This window comes from Actinomadura syzygii (assembly GCF_008085905.1).
In the GTDB taxonomy this organism is placed as follows: domain Bacteria; phylum Actinomycetota; class Actinomycetes; order Streptosporangiales; family Streptosporangiaceae; genus Spirillospora; species Spirillospora syzygii.
Window position 1 is genome coordinate 333037 of record NZ_VSFF01000009.1, and the last position, 17842, is coordinate 350878.

At 73.5% G+C, this 17842-nt stretch carries 15 protein-coding genes; 7 read left to right on the forward strand and 8 right to left on the reverse strand.

Annotation, left to right across the window (positions count from 1 at the left end):
• Window positions 1-48: 48 nt before the first annotated feature.
• The gene (locus tag FXF65_RS24305) at window positions 49-1674 is read left to right on the forward strand and encodes an isovaleryl-CoA dehydrogenase (RefSeq protein ID WP_246199056.1); all 1626 of its coding nucleotides are present in this window, start codon (window positions 49-51) and stop codon (window positions 1672-1674) included.
• Here the strand turns inward: FXF65_RS24305 and FXF65_RS24310 are convergent.
• From FXF65_RS24310 to FXF65_RS24330, 5 genes are all read right to left on the reverse strand, one after another.
• Complete coding sequence (locus FXF65_RS24310) at window positions 1671-2618, reverse strand: ABC transporter permease (protein ID WP_246199057.1); 948 nt, start codon at window positions 2616-2618, stop codon at window positions 1671-1673. The genes FXF65_RS24305 and FXF65_RS24310 overlap by 4 nt on opposite strands.
• Window positions 2619-2629: 11 nt before the next feature.
• Entirely contained in the window at window positions 2630-4096 is a 1467-nt protein-coding gene (locus FXF65_RS24315) for a sugar ABC transporter ATP-binding protein (protein WP_148352319.1), read from the reverse strand.
• A gap of 15 nt (window positions 4097-4111) precedes the next feature.
• Window positions 4112-5107, reverse strand: coding sequence for a sugar ABC transporter substrate-binding protein (locus tag FXF65_RS24320; protein WP_222868716.1), 996 nt, complete (start codon window positions 5105-5107; stop codon window positions 4112-4114).
• The gene (locus FXF65_RS24325; protein ID WP_148352320.1) at window positions 5104-5904 is read right to left on the reverse strand and encodes an SAM-dependent methyltransferase; all 801 of its coding nucleotides are present in this window, start codon (window positions 5902-5904) and stop codon (window positions 5104-5106) included. The genes FXF65_RS24320 and FXF65_RS24325 overlap by 4 nt, the downstream gene beginning before the upstream one ends.
• A gap of 129 nt (window positions 5905-6033) precedes the next feature.
• Window positions 6034-6819: an SAM-dependent methyltransferase gene (locus tag FXF65_RS24330; protein WP_148352321.1), complete on the reverse strand. Its 786-nt coding sequence runs from the start codon at window positions 6817-6819 to the stop codon at window positions 6034-6036.
• Between the two features lie 110 nt (window positions 6820-6929).
• Here FXF65_RS24330 and FXF65_RS24335 point away from each other — a divergent pair, with 110 nt between their 5' ends.
• The 3 genes from FXF65_RS24335 to glgX all read left to right on the forward strand — a co-directional run bounded on the left by FXF65_RS24335 (window position 6930) and on the right by glgX (window position 10295).
• On the forward strand, window positions 6930-7478 hold the full coding sequence (locus FXF65_RS24335) for a DUF4262 domain-containing protein (protein WP_148352322.1): 549 nt from the start codon (window positions 6930-6932) through the stop codon (window positions 7476-7478).
• Between the two features lie 50 nt (window positions 7479-7528).
• Window positions 7529-8107 (forward strand): GNAT family N-acetyltransferase, encoded by a 579-nt coding sequence (locus FXF65_RS24340; RefSeq protein WP_148352323.1) that lies wholly within the window; start codon window positions 7529-7531, stop codon window positions 8105-8107.
• A 97-nt stretch (window positions 8108-8204) separates the two neighbouring features.
• A complete protein-coding gene (gene glgX / locus FXF65_RS24345; protein WP_148352324.1) occupies window positions 8205-10295 on the forward strand; it encodes a glycogen debranching protein GlgX in 2091 nt (696 codons plus the stop codon).
• Window positions 10296-10308: 13 nt separating this feature from the next.
• Here the strand turns inward: glgX and FXF65_RS24350 are convergent, their stop codons facing one another.
• Complete coding sequence (locus tag FXF65_RS24350; protein ID WP_148352325.1) at window positions 10309-10710, reverse strand: hypothetical protein; 402 nt, start codon at window positions 10708-10710, stop codon at window positions 10309-10311.
• 174 nt (window positions 10711-10884) lie between these two features.
• Here FXF65_RS24350 and FXF65_RS24355 point away from each other — a divergent pair, with 174 nt between their 5' ends.
• Window positions 10885-11610, forward strand: coding sequence for a pyrimidine reductase family protein (locus FXF65_RS24355; protein ID WP_148352326.1), 726 nt, complete (start codon window positions 10885-10887; stop codon window positions 11608-11610).
• Here the strand turns inward: FXF65_RS24355 and FXF65_RS24360 are convergent.
• Window positions 11592-12293 carry a dihydrofolate reductase family protein gene (locus FXF65_RS24360; protein ID WP_148352327.1) on the reverse strand — a complete coding sequence of 234 codons (702 nt, stop codon included), beginning with the start codon at window positions 12291-12293 and terminating at the stop codon, window positions 11592-11594. The genes FXF65_RS24355 and FXF65_RS24360 overlap by 19 nt on opposite strands.
• Window positions 12294-12368: 75 nt before the next feature.
• Between FXF65_RS24360 and FXF65_RS24365 the strand changes: the two genes are divergently transcribed.
• Window positions 12369-13460 (forward strand): ATP-dependent DNA ligase, encoded by a 1092-nt coding sequence (locus FXF65_RS24365; RefSeq protein WP_148352328.1) that lies wholly within the window; start codon window positions 12369-12371, stop codon window positions 13458-13460.
• 51 nt (window positions 13461-13511) lie between these two features.
• Here FXF65_RS24365 and FXF65_RS24370 read toward each other — a convergent pair whose 3' ends face one another.
• Entirely contained in the window at window positions 13512-15206 is a 1695-nt protein-coding gene (locus FXF65_RS24370; protein ID WP_148352329.1) for an alkaline phosphatase D family protein, read from the reverse strand.
• Window positions 15207-15425: 219 nt separating this feature from the next.
• On the opposite strand from FXF65_RS24370, the gene FXF65_RS24375 reads away from it, so the two are divergent.
• Window positions 15426-17831, forward strand: a complete 2406-nt coding sequence (locus FXF65_RS24375; protein WP_148352330.1) for a HelD family protein — start codon at window positions 15426-15428, stop codon at window positions 17829-17831.
• Window positions 17832-17842: the final 11 nt, after the last annotated feature.

The following is a 17842-nucleotide window of genomic DNA, read 5'->3' on the forward strand; positions in this document are numbered from 1 at the left end:
GGCAGCGGCGGCGATCCCGCCGGGAGCGCGGCAGGCAGGAGCAGAGCGGTGACGCACGAGGTGTTCAATCAGGTCCCCCCGCTCGCCGGGCACGACGTGTCCGCCGAGGCCGTCCTGCTGGACGGGCTGGAGCGCGAGGGCGCGGGCTGGGCCGCGGCCGAGGTGCGCGAGCTCGGACGCCTCGCGGGCACCGAGCGGGCGCAGGAGTGGGGACGGCTCGCCAACGAGCACCCGCCCGTCCTGCGGACGCACGACCGGTACGGGCGGCGGATCGACGAGGTCGAGTTCCACCCGGCGTGGCACGAGCTGATGGACGTCGCCGTGACGCACGGCCTGCACGGCTCGGCCTGGGCGGACGAGCGTCCCGGCGCCCACGTCGCGCGGGCCGCGAAGTTCTACGTCTGGCGGGTGGACGCGGGCCACGGCTGCCCGATCTCGATGACGTACGCGTCCGTCCCGGCGCTGCGGGCGGCGCCGGAGCTGGCGGCGGAGTACGAGCCGCTGCTCGCCGCGCGGGAGTACGACTTCGGGCTGCGCGCCCCGACGGCGAAGCGCGGGCTGCTGGCCGGGATGTCCATGACCGAGAAGCAGGGCGGGTCGGACGTCCGCGCCAACACCACGCGGGCCGAGCCCAGCCCCGACGGGACGTACCGGCTCGTCGGGCACAAGTGGTTCACCAGCGCGCCGATGTGCGACGTGTTCCTGACGCTGGCGCAGGCGCCCGGCGGGCTCACCTGCTTCCTCGTGCCGCGCGTCCTCCCGGACGGCTCCCTCAACCCGCTGCGGCTGATGCGCCTCAAGGACAAGCTCGGCAACAGGTCCAACGCGTCCGCCGAGGTGGAGTACGAGGACGCGGTCGCGTGGCGGGTCGGCGACGAGGGCCGCGGCGTCCGGACGATCATCGAGATGGTGAACATGACCCGGCTCGACTGCGTGATCGGCGCGGCGTCCGGGATGCGGCTCGGCGTGACGACGGCCGTCCACCACGCGACGCACCGGAGCGCGTTCGGGCGGCCGCTGGTCGAGCAGCCGCTGATGCGGAACGTCCTCGCCGACCTCGCGGTCGAGTCCGAGGCGGCGACGATCACGATGCTGCGGCTCGCGGGCGCCACCGACCGGTCGGTGCGCGGCGACGAGGCCGAGGGCGCGTTCAAGCGGCTCGCCCTCGCGGCGGGCAAGTACTGGATCTGCAAGCGGTGGCCCGCGCACGCGGCCGAGGCCCTGGAGTGCCTGGGCGGCAACGGCTACGTCGAGGAGTCGGGCATGCCGCGCCTGTTCCGCGAGTCGCCGCTGAACTCGATCTGGGAGGGCTCCGGCAACGTCGCCGCGCTGGACCTGCTGCGCGCCATGCTCCGCGAGCCGCAGGCGGTGGACGCCTTCTTCGACGAGGTCGGCCGGGCGGGCGGCGCCGACGCGCGCCTCGACGCGGCCGTGAAGGAGGCCAAGGACGACCTCGCCGACCCGGCCGCGATCGAGTACCGCGCCCGCCGCGTCGCGGAGCGGCTCGCGCTCGTCCTCCAGGGGTCGCTGCTGGTCAGGCACGGCCATCCGGCCGTCGCGGACGCCTTCTGCGCGTCCCGCCTCGGCCGCGACTCGGGCGCGGCGTTCGGCACCCTCCCCGACGGCCTGGACGTCGGCGCGATCATCGACCGGGCCGCCCCGGAAGAAGCCTAGGGAGCTCCCGCGGAGCGGCGCAGCAGCCGGTCGAGCGTGACCGCCGCCAGGATCAGCAGGCCCTCGATGACCTGCTTGTAGGTGGGGTCCCAGCCGAGCAGGTTGAAGCCGTTGGAGATCAGCGTCAGCACCAGCACGCCGACGAGGCTCCGCCAGACGGCGCCCTCGCCGCCGAGGATGCTCGTCCCGCCGATGACGACGGCGGCGATCGCGGTCAGCTCCAGCAGGCTGCCGAGGCCCGCCTGCGCGGACCCGGCGCGGGACGCGAGGACGAGCCCGGCCGTCCCGGCGCAGGCGCCGCTGACCGCGAACACCGCGATCCGGACGGGCGCGATCCGGACGCCGGACAGCCGCGCCGCCTCCGCGTTCCCGCCGACCGCGAAGACGGCGCGGCCGAGCGTCGTCGCGGCGAGCAGCAGCCAGCAGACGGCGGCGACGCCCGCGAGGACGAGCGTCGGCACGGTGACCCGCCCGAGGACGGTCGGGTAGCTCAGCGACTGGAACGGGTCGAGCTGCGCCGCGCGCGGGTAGACGATCGCGCCGCCCGTGATCACGACCGCCAGTCCCCGGTAGACGATGCTGAGCGCGAGCGTCGCGATGAACGAGTGCACGCGGGACAGGGCGACGACGAAACCGGTCGCGGTCCCCATCAGCGTGCCGGTCGCGACGCCCGCCGCGTACCCGGCCGGGACCCCGGCGGACCGTGTGACGAGGACGGCGACGACCGCGCTGACCGCCAGCACGGCGCTGACCGACAGGTCGAACACGCCGCACACGATGCAGAGCGTCATGCCGCAGGCGAGGAGCCCGACCACGACGGCCTGGTCGAGGACGTTCACCAGGTTCCCCGTGGTGAGGAACGTGCTGGTCGACAAGGACAGCGCGACGGCCAGCCCGGCGAGCGCGACGACGATGCCGTGATCGCGGACCGCCGTGTACCTCATCGCCGCGTACCTCATCGCAGGCCCGCCGTCGTGAGGACGTCCTCGGCGCTCGCGCCGCGCGGGAACTCGCCCGCGACGCGGCCGTCGCGCAGCACGAGGACGCGGTGCGCGAGGCCGAGCACCTCCTCGACCTCCGACGACGCCATGAGCACCGCGACGCCGCGCGCGGCCAGCCCGGCGATCAGCCGGTGGACGTGCGCCTTGGCGGCCACGTCGACGCCGCGCGTGGGCTCGTCCACGAGGAGGAGGCGGGGCGAGCGGACGAGCCACTTGCCGAAGACCGTCCGCTGCTGGTTTCCGCCGGAGAGCGTCCAGGCGGGACGGCCGACGCCGCCGACGCCGAGCGTGTCCGCCGTCTCGGTGATGGCTGACCGTTCGGCGCGGCGGCGGACGAAGCCGAACCGCCGCCGCTCCGGCAGGCTCGCCAGCGCCAGGTTCTCGGCCGCCGACCGGACGAGCACGAGCCCCTGCTCGGCCCGCGACTCGGGGACGAGCCCGGCGCCGAGCGCCATCGCCCGGGACGGGGACCGTCCGGCGACCCGGCGGCCCGCGATCGTCACCTCCCCGGCGTCGCGCCGGTCCGCGCCGAAGATCAGGCGGAGCGTCTCGGTCCGGCCGCTGCCGACGAGCCCGGCGAGTCCGACGATCTCCCCCGCCCGCACGTCCAGGCCGACGCCGCGCACCGCCGTGCCGCGCGCGAGGCCCCGGACCGACAGCACGACCGGCGCGTCGTCCGGGACGGGCTCGGGCTCCGGGTACAGCACGTCGACGGGACGTCCGACCATCGCGCGCAGCAGGTCCCGCGGCGTGAGGTCGGCGGCGGGCGCGGTGGTGACGTGCCGGCCGTCCCGCAGGACGGTGACCGTGTCGCAGGCGTCCAGGACCTCCTCCAGCCGGTGCGAGATGAGGACGACCGCGAGCCCGTCGCGCTCGGCGAGGTCGCGGGCCAGCCGGAGGAGGCGGCGGGCGGCGGGCGCGGGCAGCAGGGCGGTCGGCTCGTCCAGCGCGATCACCCGCGCGCCGCGCGCCAGCGCCCGCAGGATCTCGACCTGCTGGCGGTGCACGAGCGGGAGGTCGCCAGCGCGGGCGGACGGGTCGAGCGCGAAGCCCGCCCGCGCCGCGAGGGCGGCGATGCGGTCCCGGTCCGCCGACCGGGCGCGCAGCGCGCCGCGCGTCCCGAGGAGGACGTTGTCGGCGACGCTGAGGCCGGGGACGATCGCGCCCTCCTGCGTGACGAGCGCGATCCCGTGCCGGAGCGCGTCGCGCGGGGACCGGAGCGCGACGGGCTCGCCGTCGACGAGGACGCGCCCGGCGTCGGCCCGCACCGCCCCGCACAGGACGCGGGCGAGGGTGCTCTTCCCCGCGCCGTTCTCGCCGACGAGGCCGTGCACCCGCCCGCCGCGCAGGGCGACCGACACCCCGTCCAGGACGGTGGTCCCGCCGTAGCCCTTCCCGATCCCGTCGAGCGCGACGTCCACCGTTACGGCCCGCGGCTACTCGTCGTACTCGCCGGTGATCCCGGACGAGGCGACCAGGTCCTTGGTCAGCTCGCCGCCGTTCGGGACGAGCGTCGACATGTCGGTCGACGCCGCCACGGTCCCGCCGCGCGCCTTGGTGAGGCCGAGTTCGGCGGCCTTCGCCCCGGCCGTCCGGATCGGCAGGTAGGGGATGCCGTACCAGCGGCCCTCGCGGACGGCGGCCACCGCCTGCCGGGACGCGCCGTTGCCCACGTACCGGATGTCCTTGCCCTTCGCGACGCCCTCGGCGCCGAAGAGCGCCTGCGACGAGCCGATGACCACGTCGACGCCGGGATGGGCCTGGAGGAGGTCCTGCATGGCCTTGCGTCCGGAGTCGCGGGTGTAGCCGCCCTCGATCTGCGCGACGACCTTCACGTCCGGCGCGCTCCGCAAGGTCTTCACCACGGCCTTGGTGCGCGCGTTGTCGAGCGGCAGGGCCTTCAGGCCCTCCAGGTAGGCGACCTCGCAGGGCTTGGCCTTGACCGTCCGGCAGGCGCCCGCGCCGAGGCGGCCGAGCCGCTCGCCGTTGCGGACGGGCACGTCCACCAGCGAGATCGCGCCCGGCACCTGCGGGTCGGCGGTGCTGTAGCGCGGCCCGACCGGGGTGAACTGGACGACCACCGCGATCCCGCTCTGGACGGCCTTCCGCACGGCGGGCACGGAGGCCGTCCCGTCGTTGGCCTGGACGACGAACACCCCGAACCGCTTCGACGTGATCGCGTCCTGCATCTGCCTGATCTGCGCCTGGGCGTCAAAGTTAGCGTCGAAGAACTCGGCCTTCACGCCCGCCTTGCCCGCCTGCTCCTTCACGCCATCGAAGGTGGCCTGCGAGAACGAGTTGGCCTTGGCGAAGCCGAAGAACGCGACGTCCTTGGCACCGCTGCTCGGCTTGGAACCGCCGTCATCGTCCGGGTCTGCGCACCCGGCCAGCAGGAGGAGACCCGCCGCCGCGACCGCTAACTGCCTTTTCATGATTTCCGCCCCACTCCCACGTAGAACCATTCGCCGCCGGGACGAGTCCGATCGTCCTCGTCGTCCGGACGCCATTCGTTGACCGCCGTGACACCCGGTTCCAGCAGCTCGAAGCCCTCGAAGAACCGGGATATCGCGGCGTGGGAGCGATGGATGAGCGGCGCGTTCGCGCCGTCGTAGACCTCTCTGGCCGCCGCGCCGATCTCCGGATGCGCGTCGTCGGTCAGATGGGAGACGATCAGGTGGCTGCCCGGCGCCATCCGCTCGGCGAACGTCCGGACCACGCCCCACGGGTCCTCCTCGTCGGTCAGGCAGTGCAGGACCGCGACGAACAGCACCGCGACCGGCTCGGAGAAGTCGATCAGCCGCTCCACCTCGCGGTGCCCGAGGATCCGCCGCGGCTCGCGGACGTCCTGCCGCACGACCGACGTGGTGTCGTCGATGGCCCGCAGCGCGCGGGCGTGCGCGAGCACCACCGGGTCGTTGTCGACGTAGACGACCCGCGCGCCCGGCGCCATCCGCTTCGCGACCTCGTGCACGTTGTCCTGGGTCGGCAGCCCGGTGCCGAGGTCGAGGAACTGCGTGATGCCCTGCCGCGCGGCGAGCCGGACGGCGCGGCCGAGGAACCGCCGGTTGGCGATGCAGATGTCGCGGCTCGGGCCGAGCGCCATGATCTTCTCGGCGGCGGCCCGGTCGGCCGGGTAGTTGTCCTTTCCGCCGAGGTAGTAGTCGTACATCCGCGCCGCGTTGGGAGTGTCCACGTCGGGGGTGTACGGGGTGAATTCTTCGTCGTCCATCGCTACCCCTTCACGCCGACGACGCGGTCGATCACGCGCAGCGTATTACCCGGAAGATCACGGGATGTGAACACTGGCAAGATCATCCGGAATATATCAATTTCACCGCGACATATCCCGGCGTTTCGGTCAGCCCTTTCGGCCCACCGCGCCATAGGCGTCGATCGGCTCGGCGGCCTCCTCCGGCCGCCAGTGAGTGATCGGGACGAGCCCCGGCTCCGCCGGCTCCAGCCCCTCGAAACAGCGCGCGAGCTGCGCGGGGGTGCGCAGCACGTACGGGACGCCGCCGCTCTCCACCAGCTTCTCGGCGCCGTCGACGACCTCCGAGCCGGTGTCGGTGCCGTCCCAGAGGACGAGGTGGCTGCCGGACGGGACCGCGTCCATCAGCCGTCCGACGATGGCGCGCGCGACGGCCAGGTCGGGCTCGTAGCCGAGCACCCCCATGAACATGACCGCCACCGGCTCGTCGAAGTCGAGGACCTCGCGCGCCCCCGCGAGGATCAGGTCGGGGTCGTGGTAGTCGGCGTGGACGTAGGTGGTCACGCCCTCCGCCGTCGTGTTGCCGAGCAGCGCGCGGGCGTGCACGAGCACCGTGGGATCGTTGTCGACGTAGACGATGCGGGACTCGGGCGCCACGTACTGCGCGACCTCGTGGGTGTTCTCCATCGTCGGCAGGCCCGTGCCGACGTCGACGAACTGGCGGACGCCGCGCTCCTGCGCGAGGAACGTCACCGCGCGGATCAGGAACCGCCGCGACTCCCTCGCCATCGTCACGATCTCCGGGTACACGGCGGCGACGGAGTCCCCCGCGGCCCGGTCGGACGCGTAGTTGTCCTTGCCGCCCATCCAGTAGTTCCAGATCCGCGCCGCGTGCGGGATCTCGGAGTCGACGGCGGCGGGCTCGACTGCGGCCATGGCGGGCCTTCCTCGCGCGGGGTGGGCCGGGCCGATCTCCCGGCGGTCCAATCATTCCGGAGACGGGCTCGCAGCGATACCGAGGGTCGATAGATCGTAAACTCAAGGTCATGTCCGAGGGCCGTTCCCCCTGCACGTGCGTGATCTGCCGCGACTACGGCGACCGCGACAAGCTGGACAACTTCCAGCTGCGCACGATCGTGCACATCACCGAGTACGGGTGGAGCGTCGTCCTCGTCCCGCCCGACGACGCGGGGCCCGGCTGGGCGTACACGATCGGGCTGTGGCACAGCCACCGCGCGCCCGAGCTCGCCATGTGCGGCGGCGACGTGTACGAGATGGAGGAGTCGCTCAACGCGCTCGGCCGGCACGCCGCCGAGGGCCGCGCCGCGGCGGACGGGGAGCGCCGCGACGGCGTCGTCCGCGGCCAGCCCGCCGCGTTCCGGGAGGTCGACCCGCGCTGGTACGACGGGCTGTTCGGCGGGGCCGTCGCGTTCTACCGCCGCCCGCCGCTGCCGATGCTCCAGGTCGTCTGGCCCAACCCGGAGGGCCTGTACCCGTGGCAGCCGGGCACCGAGCTGACCTTCCGCCACTCCCAGCCGTGGCTGTGGCTCAGCCCCAGCCAGCACCCCGCCGGAGCGTGGACGCAGCGGCTCTGATCGGCCCTTCCAGCGGGCTCGCCCCGCACCCGGGACATACGATCGGCGGGGTGTACGGGCCGCTCGCGGAGACCATCCGGACCCGGCGCCTCGTCCTGGAGCCGCTGGCCGTCCAGCACGCCGACGAGCTGGCGCCCGTCCTCGCCGACCGGCGGCTGCACCGCTACACCGGCGGCGAGCCGCCGACCCTGCCCGAACTGCGCGCCCGCTACGCGCGGCTCGTCGCGGGCCCCGCGCCCTTCCACCAGGAGGGCTGGCTGAACTGGGCCGTCCGCCGGGTCCGGGACGGGCAGGCGGTCGGCTACGTGCAGGCCACCGTCGCCGCGGCGCCGCCCGGGTTCACGGTGGCGCCGCCGTCCGCCGGGTCGACCGTCACGCCGGGGCCGCCGCGCCCCCTCGCGTCCGTCGCCTGGGTGATCGGGATGCCGTACCAGGGGTTCGGGTTCGCGACCGAGGCCGCCCAAGCGCTGCTCGACTGGCTGGTCGCGCACGGCGTCCGGGACGTGGTCGCGACCGTCCACCCGGACAACCGCCCGTCGGCCTCGGTCGCGGCCCGGATCGGGCTGCGGGCCACCGGCCGGACCACGGCCGACGGCGAGGACGTCTGGCGCCTCCCCCACGGAGCGTGACACTCGTGACACTCGCGTGACGGGCGGTGCGGCGCGGACGGACGCCGGGTACGCCAGAATCGTCAAGCCAGGACGTACCGGCCGAGGAGTGGAGAGCATGGAGGTTTGGCCCGGGGACCCCTACCCGCTGGGCGCCACCTGGGACGGCACGGGCACCAACTTCGCCCTGTTCTCCGAGGTGGCGCGGCGGGTCGAGCTGTGCCTGTTCGACGACTCCGGACGCGAGACGCGCCACGACCTCCCCGAGGTGGACGGCTTCGTCTGGCACGGCTACCTGCCCGGCGTCGGCCCCGGCCAGCGCTACGGGTACCGGGTGCACGGCCCGTTCGACCCGGGCGAGGGGCACCGGTGCAACCCGTCCAAGCTGCTGCTCGACCCGTACGGGAAGGCGGTGGAGGGCGGCGTCCGCTGGCACGAGTCGCTGTTCTCCTACCGGTTCGCCGACCCCGACGCGCTGAACGAGGACGACAGCGCCCCCTACATGCCGAAGAACGTCGTCGTGAACCCGTTCTTCGACTGGGGCGACGACCGCCCGCCGCGCGTCCCGTACCACGAGAGCGTCATCTACGAGGCGCACGTCAAGGGCCTGACGAAGCTGCACCCCGCCATCCCGGAGGAGCAGCGCGGGACGTACGCGGGCCTCGCCCACCCGGTGATGATCGACCACCTGCTCGACCTCGGCGTGACGGCCGTCGAGCTGATGCCGGTGCACCAGTCGGTCCCGGAGCACGCCCTCGTCGCGCGCGGCCTCGACAACTACTGGGGCTACAACACGATCGGGTTCTTCGCCCCGCACAACTCCTACAGCTCGTCCGGGCAGTTCGGGGAGCAGGTGCTGGAGTTCAAGGCGATGGTCCGCGCGCTGCACGAGGCGGGCATCGAGGTCATCCTCGACGTCGTCTACAACCACACCGCCGAGGGCGACCACCTCGGCCCGACGCTGTCGTTCCGGGGCATCGACAACGCGTCCTACTACCGGCTCCGCGACGACGACAAGCGCTACCACCTCGACTACACGGGCTGCGGCAACTCGCTGAACGTCCGGAACCCGCACGCGCTGCAGCTCATCATGGACTCGCTGCGCTACTGGATCCTGGAGATGCACGTCGACGGGTTCCGCTTCGACCTCGCGTCCGCGCTGGCCCGCGAGCTGCACGACGTCGACCGGCTCGCGGCGTTCTTCGACCTCGTCCAGCAGGACCCGGTCGTCTCGCAGGTCAAGCTGATCGCCGAGCCGTGGGACGTCGGCGAGGGCGGCTACCAGGTCGGCAACTTCCCCCCGCTCTGGACGGAGTGGAACGGCAAGTACCGCGACACCGTCCGCGACTTCTGGCGCGGCTCGTACGCGACGATGCCGGAGTTCGCGTCCCGGCTGACCGGGTCGTCGGACCTGTACGAGCACAGCGCGCGGCGGCCGTTCGCGTCCATCAACTTCGTCACCTGCCACGACGGGTTCACGCTGGCCGACCTCGTCTCCTACGACCACAAGCACAACGACGCCAACGGCGAGGACAACCGCGACGGCACCGACGACAACCGGTCCTGGAACTGCGGCGTGGAGGGCCCCACCCGCGATCCGGACGTCCTCGACCTGCGCGCCCGGCAGCGCCGCAACTTCCTGGCGACGCTGTTCCTGTCGCAGGGCGTCCCGATGCTCTCGCACGGGGACGAACTGGGCCGCACCCAGCGCGGCAACAACAACGCCTACTGCCAGGACAACGAGATCGCCTGGGTGCACTGGGACGACTCCGACGACGTCGAGTTCGTCCGGTCGCTGTCGCGGCTGCGGCGCGACCACCCGGTGTTCCGCCGCCGCCGCTTCTTCACCGGGACGGGCACCGGCGCCGCCGCCGACATCGCCTGGCTCACCCCTGCGGGCGAGGCCATGACCGACGAGGACTGGAACGTCGGCTTCGCCAAGTCGCTCGGCGTGTTCCTGAACGGCGACGCCATCACCGAGCCCGACCCGCGCGGCCGCCGCGTCCGCGACGACTCGTTCCTGCTGCTGGTCAACGCGGGCGCGGATCCGGTCGAGTACACGCTGCCCGGCGGCGAGTACGGCGAGCGCTGGGAGTTCGCGCTCGACACGGCGGAGCCCGGGACGACCGGCGACCGGCCGCGCGTCAAGGCGCGCGACGTCGTCGCCGTCGCCGGACGGTCCCTCGCGGTGCTCCGCAGGACCCCCTAGCCGCGGGCCGCCCCTACCCGCGCGTCACCTCCATCGCGGTGAGGAACACCAGGACGAACGTCGTCACGGCCACACCCCCGTGGACGACGACCGCGGCCCTCGGGAAGGACCGCTCGGCCCCGCGCGCGTGGCGGCCCCCGCCGCCGACGAGCCAGCGGGTGAACAGCATGAACCCCTGGAAGAAGACGACCAGCAGGGCCGCGAACGCGACCCACGCGTACTCGGCGCGCCCGGTGACCAGGTAGCCGATCCAGACCCCGAGCCCGGCCACCGCCGCCAGCGGATGGCCCGCCATGACGGCGATCGGGTATCGCGTCACCTTCGTCGCCCTCCCCTCGTGCGCCAGCCAGCCGACCAGCAGGTAGCCGCCCGCGACTGCGGCGACCACCCACGCGGCCAAAGCGGCGAATTTCAACCCCCCGCTCCTTTCACTGCAATTTTCATCCCCGTCCCCCGCCCCCAGTGTCGCCCGGCGGCGGCTCCGCCATGACGGATTCGTACAGATTGGCGTACGGACGGTCACCGCGACGGCCCACGCGGGTCGGTCCACCCGGGGTGCGCGCCGGACCGTGCAGTAACTTGGATTCCCATGCGAGCCCTGACCCCGGAGGACGGCGAGGTCGACCTCGCCGAGCGCTACGCCTACCCGCCGGACGGAACCTGGCTGCGCGCCAACATGGTCGCGAGCCTCGACGGCGCGGCGCAGCGCGACGAGCGCAGCGCGGGCCTCGGCGGCCCCGCCGACCGCCGCCTGTTCCTGCTGCTGCGCGGCCTCGCCGACGTCGTCGTCGTCGGCGCCGAGACGGTCCGCACCGAGGGCTACGGCCCGGTGCGGCCGAACGACGACTGGGGCGTCGCCCGCGACGGGCGCACGCCCGTCCCGCCGCTGGCGATCGTCTCGCGGTCCCTCGACCTGGACTTCGACGCGCCCGTCTTCACCGAGGCGAGGTCGGACGCGCGGACGATCGTGCTGACGGCCGCGTCCGCCGACCCGGTGCGGCTGAAGGCGGCGCGGGAGCGCGCCGACGTGATCGTCGCCGGGGAACTGGTGCTCGACTTCCAGGGCGCCGTCCGCGCGCTCGCCGAGCGGGGCCACCGGCGGCTCCTGTGCGAGGGCGGGCCGAGCATCCTCGCGCAACTCGTGGCGGTCGGCCTGCTGGACGAGCTGTGCCTCACGCTGAGCCCGCAACTCCTCGGCGGGACCCCGACGCGGATCCTGAACGGGCCGCCGGTGCCCGTCCCGGAGGAGCTGACCCTCGCCGACACGCTCCGCGACGACGACTTCCTCTTCCTCCGCTACACCCGCAGGCGGTAGCGGAGGAACAGCACGCCCTCGTCCAGGTAGAGGGCGGCGGGGTCGAGCGGGACCTCGGCGTCCAGGCCGTCCAGGAGGCGGGTGTGGCGTGCCGTGCCCAGCAGGGTCGGCGCGATGTTGAGGCACAGCTCGTCGACGAGGGACGCCCTGATCAGCGCGGACGCCAGCGCCGGGCCGCCCTCGCAGAGCAGCCGTTCGAGCCCGAGGTCCTCGCGGAGCGTCCGGACGGCGGCGGGCAGGTCGACGTCGTCCTCGCCCGCGACGACCACCCGGACGCCGCCGGGGACCTTCCGCCGCGCGGCGCGCGAGGTGACGACGATGGTCGGCGTCTCGGCCTCGGTGAACAGCGGGAGCGTCCAGTCGAAGTCGGGGGCGCGGCTCACCACGGCGATCGGCGCGGGCGGGCCGCCGCGCCGCGCGCGCAGGTCGGGGCGGAGGCGGGCGGGGCCGAGGCGTCCCGTCCGGACCGTCCCGGCTCCGACGAGGATCGCGTCGGCGAGGGCGCGCAGGGTGCGGAAGACGCGGAAGTCGGCGGCGCCGCCGAGGCCGTCCGTCCAGCCGTCGGCGTCGGTGGCGGAGCCGTCCGCGCTCATCACCATGCCGAGCCGCAGGCCCGGCGCGTCGCCGTAGGCGACGTACGGGTCGACGCCGCCGGCTGCGGGTTCGGGCAGGAGACGGCGCATGACCTGCAGGTTATCGGACGGATTCGCGGCGACCCGACGTGCGGAACTGTCGGTGGCAGGGCGCACTATAGGGGGATGGACCTGCCGATCAGCCCGCCGCTGCCGCCGATGCTGGCCAAGGCGGTCAAGACCATGCCCAAGGGCGACCTGCTCTACGAGCCGAAGTGGGACGGCTTCCGCTGCATCGTGTTCCGCGACGGCGACGAAGTGGAGCTGTCCAGCCGGGGCGAGAAGCCGCTCACCCGGTACTTCCCCGAGCTGGTCGAGGCGGCGAAGCGCGAGCTGCCGGAGCGGTGCGTGGTGGACGGCGAGATCGTCCTGCCGAAGGGGACGCGCCTCGACTTCGACGCCCTCCAGCAGCGCATCCACCCGGCCGCGTCCCGGGTCAAGCTCCTGGCGGAGGAGACGCCCGCCTCGTTCGTGGCGTTCGACCTGCTCGCCCTCGGCGACGAGTCGCTGCTCGAAGTGCCGCTCGGGGAGCGGCGGGCGCGGCTCGTCGACACGCTCGCCGGAGCGAAGGCGCCGATCCACGTGACGCCCGCGTCCGACTCCTACGAGCTGGCGCTGCGCTGGTTCGACGAGTTCGAGGGCGCCGGGCTCGACGGCGTCATCGCCAAGCCGCGCGACACCGTCTACGAGCCCGACAAGCGGGTGCTGTACAAGGTGAAGCACGAGCGGACGGCCGACTGCGTGGTGGCGGGGTTCCGCTGGCACAAGTCCGGGCCGATCGTGGGGTCGCTGCTGCTCGGCCTCTACAACTCGGAGGGCAAGCTCCAGCACGTCGGGGTGGCGGCGTCCTTCACGATGAAGCGCCGCGCCGAGCTGGTCGACGAGCTGCAGCCGTACCGGCTGGAGAACCTCGCCGAGCACCCGTGGTCGGAGTGGGCGAGGCAGAGCGAGGCGACCGCCGACCGCATGCCCGGCGCCGTCTCCCGCTGGACGGGCAAGAAGGACCTGAGCTGGGTGCCGCTGCGTCCCGAGCTGGTCGTCGAGGTGGCCTACGAGGGGATGGAGGGCGACCGCATCCGGCACACCGCCCGCTTCCGGAACTGGCGGCCCGACCGGACGCCGGAGTCGTGCACGTACGAGCAGCTCGAGGTCCCGGTCGCCTACGACCTGGGCGACATCCTCTCCGGCGGGGCGACGAACGCCCGCGCCGACCGCTGACGGCGCCCCGGAACGGGGTCCGGCGGCGCGCCGGACCCCGTCAGGCGGCGGTCAGGGCCGCTCGGTCTCGTTCTCCACGGTCTGGCGGATTAGATCCCGCTCCGATCGCGCCGACGCCTTGGCCGACTGGTAGGGGCGGAGGTAGGTCTGCTTGACGCCGGGCACGCGGTCCTCGATGACGTACGTCGCCTTGACGGACGCCTTCGCGCCCGGCGCCCGCACGGTCGGGACCGTCGTGAAGTCGGCCTTGAACTCGTCCTTGCCGATCTTCGTCAGGACGTAGCCGCGCTGGTTGTTGTAGAACCGCAGATGCGGGTTGATCTTGAGGTAGGGGTGGTCGGCGGGGTTGGAGTCCGCGCCGTCGCCGGTGCTGGTGATGGACGTGGCGACCAGCTCGGACCCGACCGCCTTCGAGCCGGGGTCGTCGTAGTCGGCCTTGAGGTCGCTCGCCCAGTGGGCGTGGACGTCGCCGGTGAGCACGACGGGGTTGCGGACCTTCGCGTCCAGCCAGCCCTTGGTGATCCGGTCGCGGGACGCGGCGTACCCGTCCCAGGAGTCCATCGAGGTCTTCTTGACCGGTCCGGCGGTGTTGTCGCGCTGCGCGAAGAACACCTGCTGGCCGAGGACGTCCCAGCGGGCGGTGGAGCGGCGGAAGCCGTCCAGCAGCCACTTCTCCTGCTTGTCGCCGGTGATGGAGCGCTTCGGGTCGAGGGCGGCGGGGCAGTCCTTGTAGCCGTCGCCGCACGCCTGGTCGTCGCGGAACTGGCGGGTGTCGAGCATGTGGAAGGTCGCGAGCCGGCCCCACTGGACGCGCCGGTACACCTGGATGTCGGGGCCGTTCGGGATGGAGCCGCGGCGCAGCGGCATGTTCTCGTAGTACGCCTGGAACGCGGCGGCGCGGCGGGCGCGGAACGCCGCCGGGGACGGGGTGTCGGACCCCTCCTCGGGCACGTCGTCGGCCCAGTTGTTCTCCACCTCGTGGTCGTCGAAGACGACGAGCCACGGCGCGGCCTGGTGCGCGGCCTGGAGGTCGCGGTCGGTCTTGTACTGGGCGTGGCGGAGCCGGTAGTCCGCCAGCGTGACGGTCTCGGGGCCCTCGTGGTCGCGGACGTTGCCGCCCGGGATCGTGTAGACGCCCTTCTTGTACTCGTACTGGTAGTCGCCCAGGTGCAGGACCAGGTCGGGGTGCTGCTCGGCGAGCCGCCGGTAGGCGGTGAAGTAGCCGTGCTCGTACTGCGAGCACGACACGAACGCCATGGCGAGCGCGGGTCCGAACGTGGCGGGGTGGGGAGCGGTGCGGGTCCGCCCGGCCGGGGAGACGTACGCGCCGGTGCGGAAGCGGTACCAGTAGTCGCCGCCCGGCCGCAGGCCGTTCAGCTCGACGTGGACGGAGTGCGCGGACTGGGGGCGCGCGGCGGCGGTGCCGCGCCGCTCGACGCGCCGGAAGCGCTCGTCGGACGCGACCTCCCAGGCGACGGGGATCGTCCGGGACGGCATGCCGCCGCGGCCGTCGTCGGCGAGCGGGTCGAGCGCGAGCCTCGTCCAGAGGACGAAGCCGCCGGGGTCGGGGTCGCCGGACGCGACGCCGAGGGTGAACGGATCGCCGGCCAGGGCTCGGGAGCGGGGGGCGGCGGCCTGCGCGGTGCCGGGGACGCCGGCCATGGCGACGGCGGTGGCGAGACCGCCGGTGACGAGGAAGGATCGCCGGTCGAGCGGACGGGGGGATGCGGCCAGAGAGTCGGCCATGTGTCGCGACCTTTCGGAGATTTCCGGCATGCAACGCCGGAATCCTCACCAAGGACCGTGACCTCGGAGCACCGCGCGGGTGACGTCCGCCGCAACAAAAAAGATCTTCTGGGCGGCCCGGAAAGATCGCGCGAGACGCGCGGAAAGGGTGGTAAGGTGGCGACCTACATCATCGCGCACAGACCTAACCCATCCTCTGTATAGGAGAGTACCTGAGACATGGGACTCCGTCAAGCGGACGCTGTCAACCCCTCCGGCGAGGAGACCGCGCGCCGGGCCGCGCTGCGCGCCGAGCAGGAGTACGTCTCCCGCGTGTACGCGCGGCTCGACGTCGAGCGGGCGCGGGCCGAGCGGGCGCTGCGCGCGGGCCCGGCGGCGGGCGGCGGCAGCGTGCTGCAGGCCCGGGTGGAGAGCGCCGTCGCGACCGAGGAGGCGGCCCGGCGGCTGGCCCGGCTCGGCGGCGTCGAGCACGGCCTGTGCTTCGGCCGCATCGACCACCGCGCGGACGCGGGCGGGCCCGGCGACACGTTCTACGTCGGCCGCATCGGGCTGCGCGACGAGGACCACGAGCCGCTGCTGATCGACTGGCGGGCCACCGCCGCCCGTCCGTTCTACACCGCCACTCCCGGCGCGCCCGGCACCCTCGCGCGGCGCCGCCACCTGCACCTGCGCGGCCGGGAGGTGGCGCGGCTCGACGACGAGGTCTTCGACCTGGAGGGCCTGGACGAGTCCGAGCGGCGCGGCATCGTCGGGGAGGCCGCGCTGCTCGCCACGCTCCGCCGCGGCCGGACGGGACGCATGAGCGACGTCGTCGCCACCATCCAGGAGGAGCAGGACCAGGTCATCCGGTCGGGCCTGCAAGGGGTGCTCGTCGTCCAGGGCGGTCCGGGCACCGGCAAGACGGTCGCGGCCCTGCACCGTGCCGCGTACCTGCTGTACACGCACCGGGACGTCCTCGAACGGCGCGGCGTGCTCGTCGTCGGGCCGAACGCCACGTTCCTTCGCTACATCGAGCAGGTCCTCCCGGGGCTGGGCGAGACCGACGTCGCGCTGGCCACGGTCGGCGAGTTGCACCCGGGCTTGAAGGCGACCGCCGCGGAGCGGCCCGACGTCGCCGTGGTCAAGGGCGACCTGCGGATGGCGGATCTCGTGGAAGCGGCCGTGCGCGACCGGCAGCGCGCGCCCGCCGAGGGCCTGCGCGTCGAGTACGAGGGCATCACCCTGGTCGTGGACGCCGAGAACTGCGAGCGGATCAGGGACACCGCGCGTTCTCTGCCCCTCCCCCACAACATGCAGCGGCGGCGGTTCGTCCACGACCTGCTGGAGTCCCTCGCCTTCAACCGGGCCGAGCAGTACGACCGCATCATGGACGAGCCCCTGGAGGAGATCGCCAAGAACGGCGGGCTGCCCGACTGGATCCAGGAACTCATCGACGAAGCCGAGGACGAACCCCTCCTGGACGAAGCCGACCTCCGTCTCGCCAAGGCGGACCTCTGGCACGACACCGCCGTCCGCACAGCCATCAACGCGCTGTGGCCGGAGCTGACCCCCGAACGGCTCCTGACCGGCCTCTTCGCCGACCCCGGCGAGATCGCCGCGCGGGCCGGTCTGACCGAGGCCGAGGCCGACCTCCTGCGGCGTCCCGCCGGGAGCCCGTGGACGGTGTCCGACGTCCCCCTCCTGGACGAGGCCGCCGACCTCCTCGGAAAGGACGACTCCGCCGAGAAGGCCCGCGCGCGCGCCGCCGCGGCCAAGCGCGCGGAGGAGGCGCGGTACGCGCAGGAGGTCATCGAGACCACCGACTCGACGGACGCCGAGAAACTCACCGCGAGCGACCTGATCTCCGGCGGCGACCTGGCCGAGCGCCACGAGGACGGCGGGCCGCCGCTCACCACCGCCCAGCGCGCCCTGGCCGACCGCGAATGGGCGTACGGGCACGTGATCGTGGACGAGGCGCAGGAGCTGTCCGCGATGGCCTGGCGGACGGTCATGAAGCGCGTCCCGACCCGGTCCCTCACCGTCGTCGGCGACATCGCGCAGACCGGCAGCGCGGCGGGCGCCGCGTCCTGGGGGCAGATGCTCGACCGGTACGTCCCCGGCCGCTGGCGGGAGCAGCGCCTCCTCGTCAACTACCGGACGCCCGCCGCCATCATGCGGGTCGCCGCGGACGTGCTCGCCGCCGTCGCGCCCGGCGAGACGCCGCCGGTGCCCGTCCGGGACGACGGCCCGCCGCCCGCCGCGCTCGCTCTGCCGGTCGACGAGCTGGGCCCGCTCGTGCGGTCCGAGCTGTCGCTCGTCGCCGGGGGCGGTTCGGACGGCGTGTTCACCGAGGGGCGGCTCGCCGTGGTCACCTCGGCCGCGTGGCGCCCCGGCGTCCTCGCGGCGCTGCCGGACGCCGCCGTCGGCGCGACCCCGGAGGCCCTCGACTCCCCCGCCGTGGTGCTGACCGCCGAGGAGGCGAAGGGCCTGGAGTTCGACTCGGTCATCGTGGCCGACCCGTCCGGGATCCTCGCCGAGTCACCGAAGGGCGGCCAGGACCTGTACGTCGCGCTGACCCGTGCCACGCGGCGGCTGACGGTCGTCCACGACGGCGAGCTTCCCGCGCTCCTGTCGAGCCTGGGCTGACTGCCGCGCGC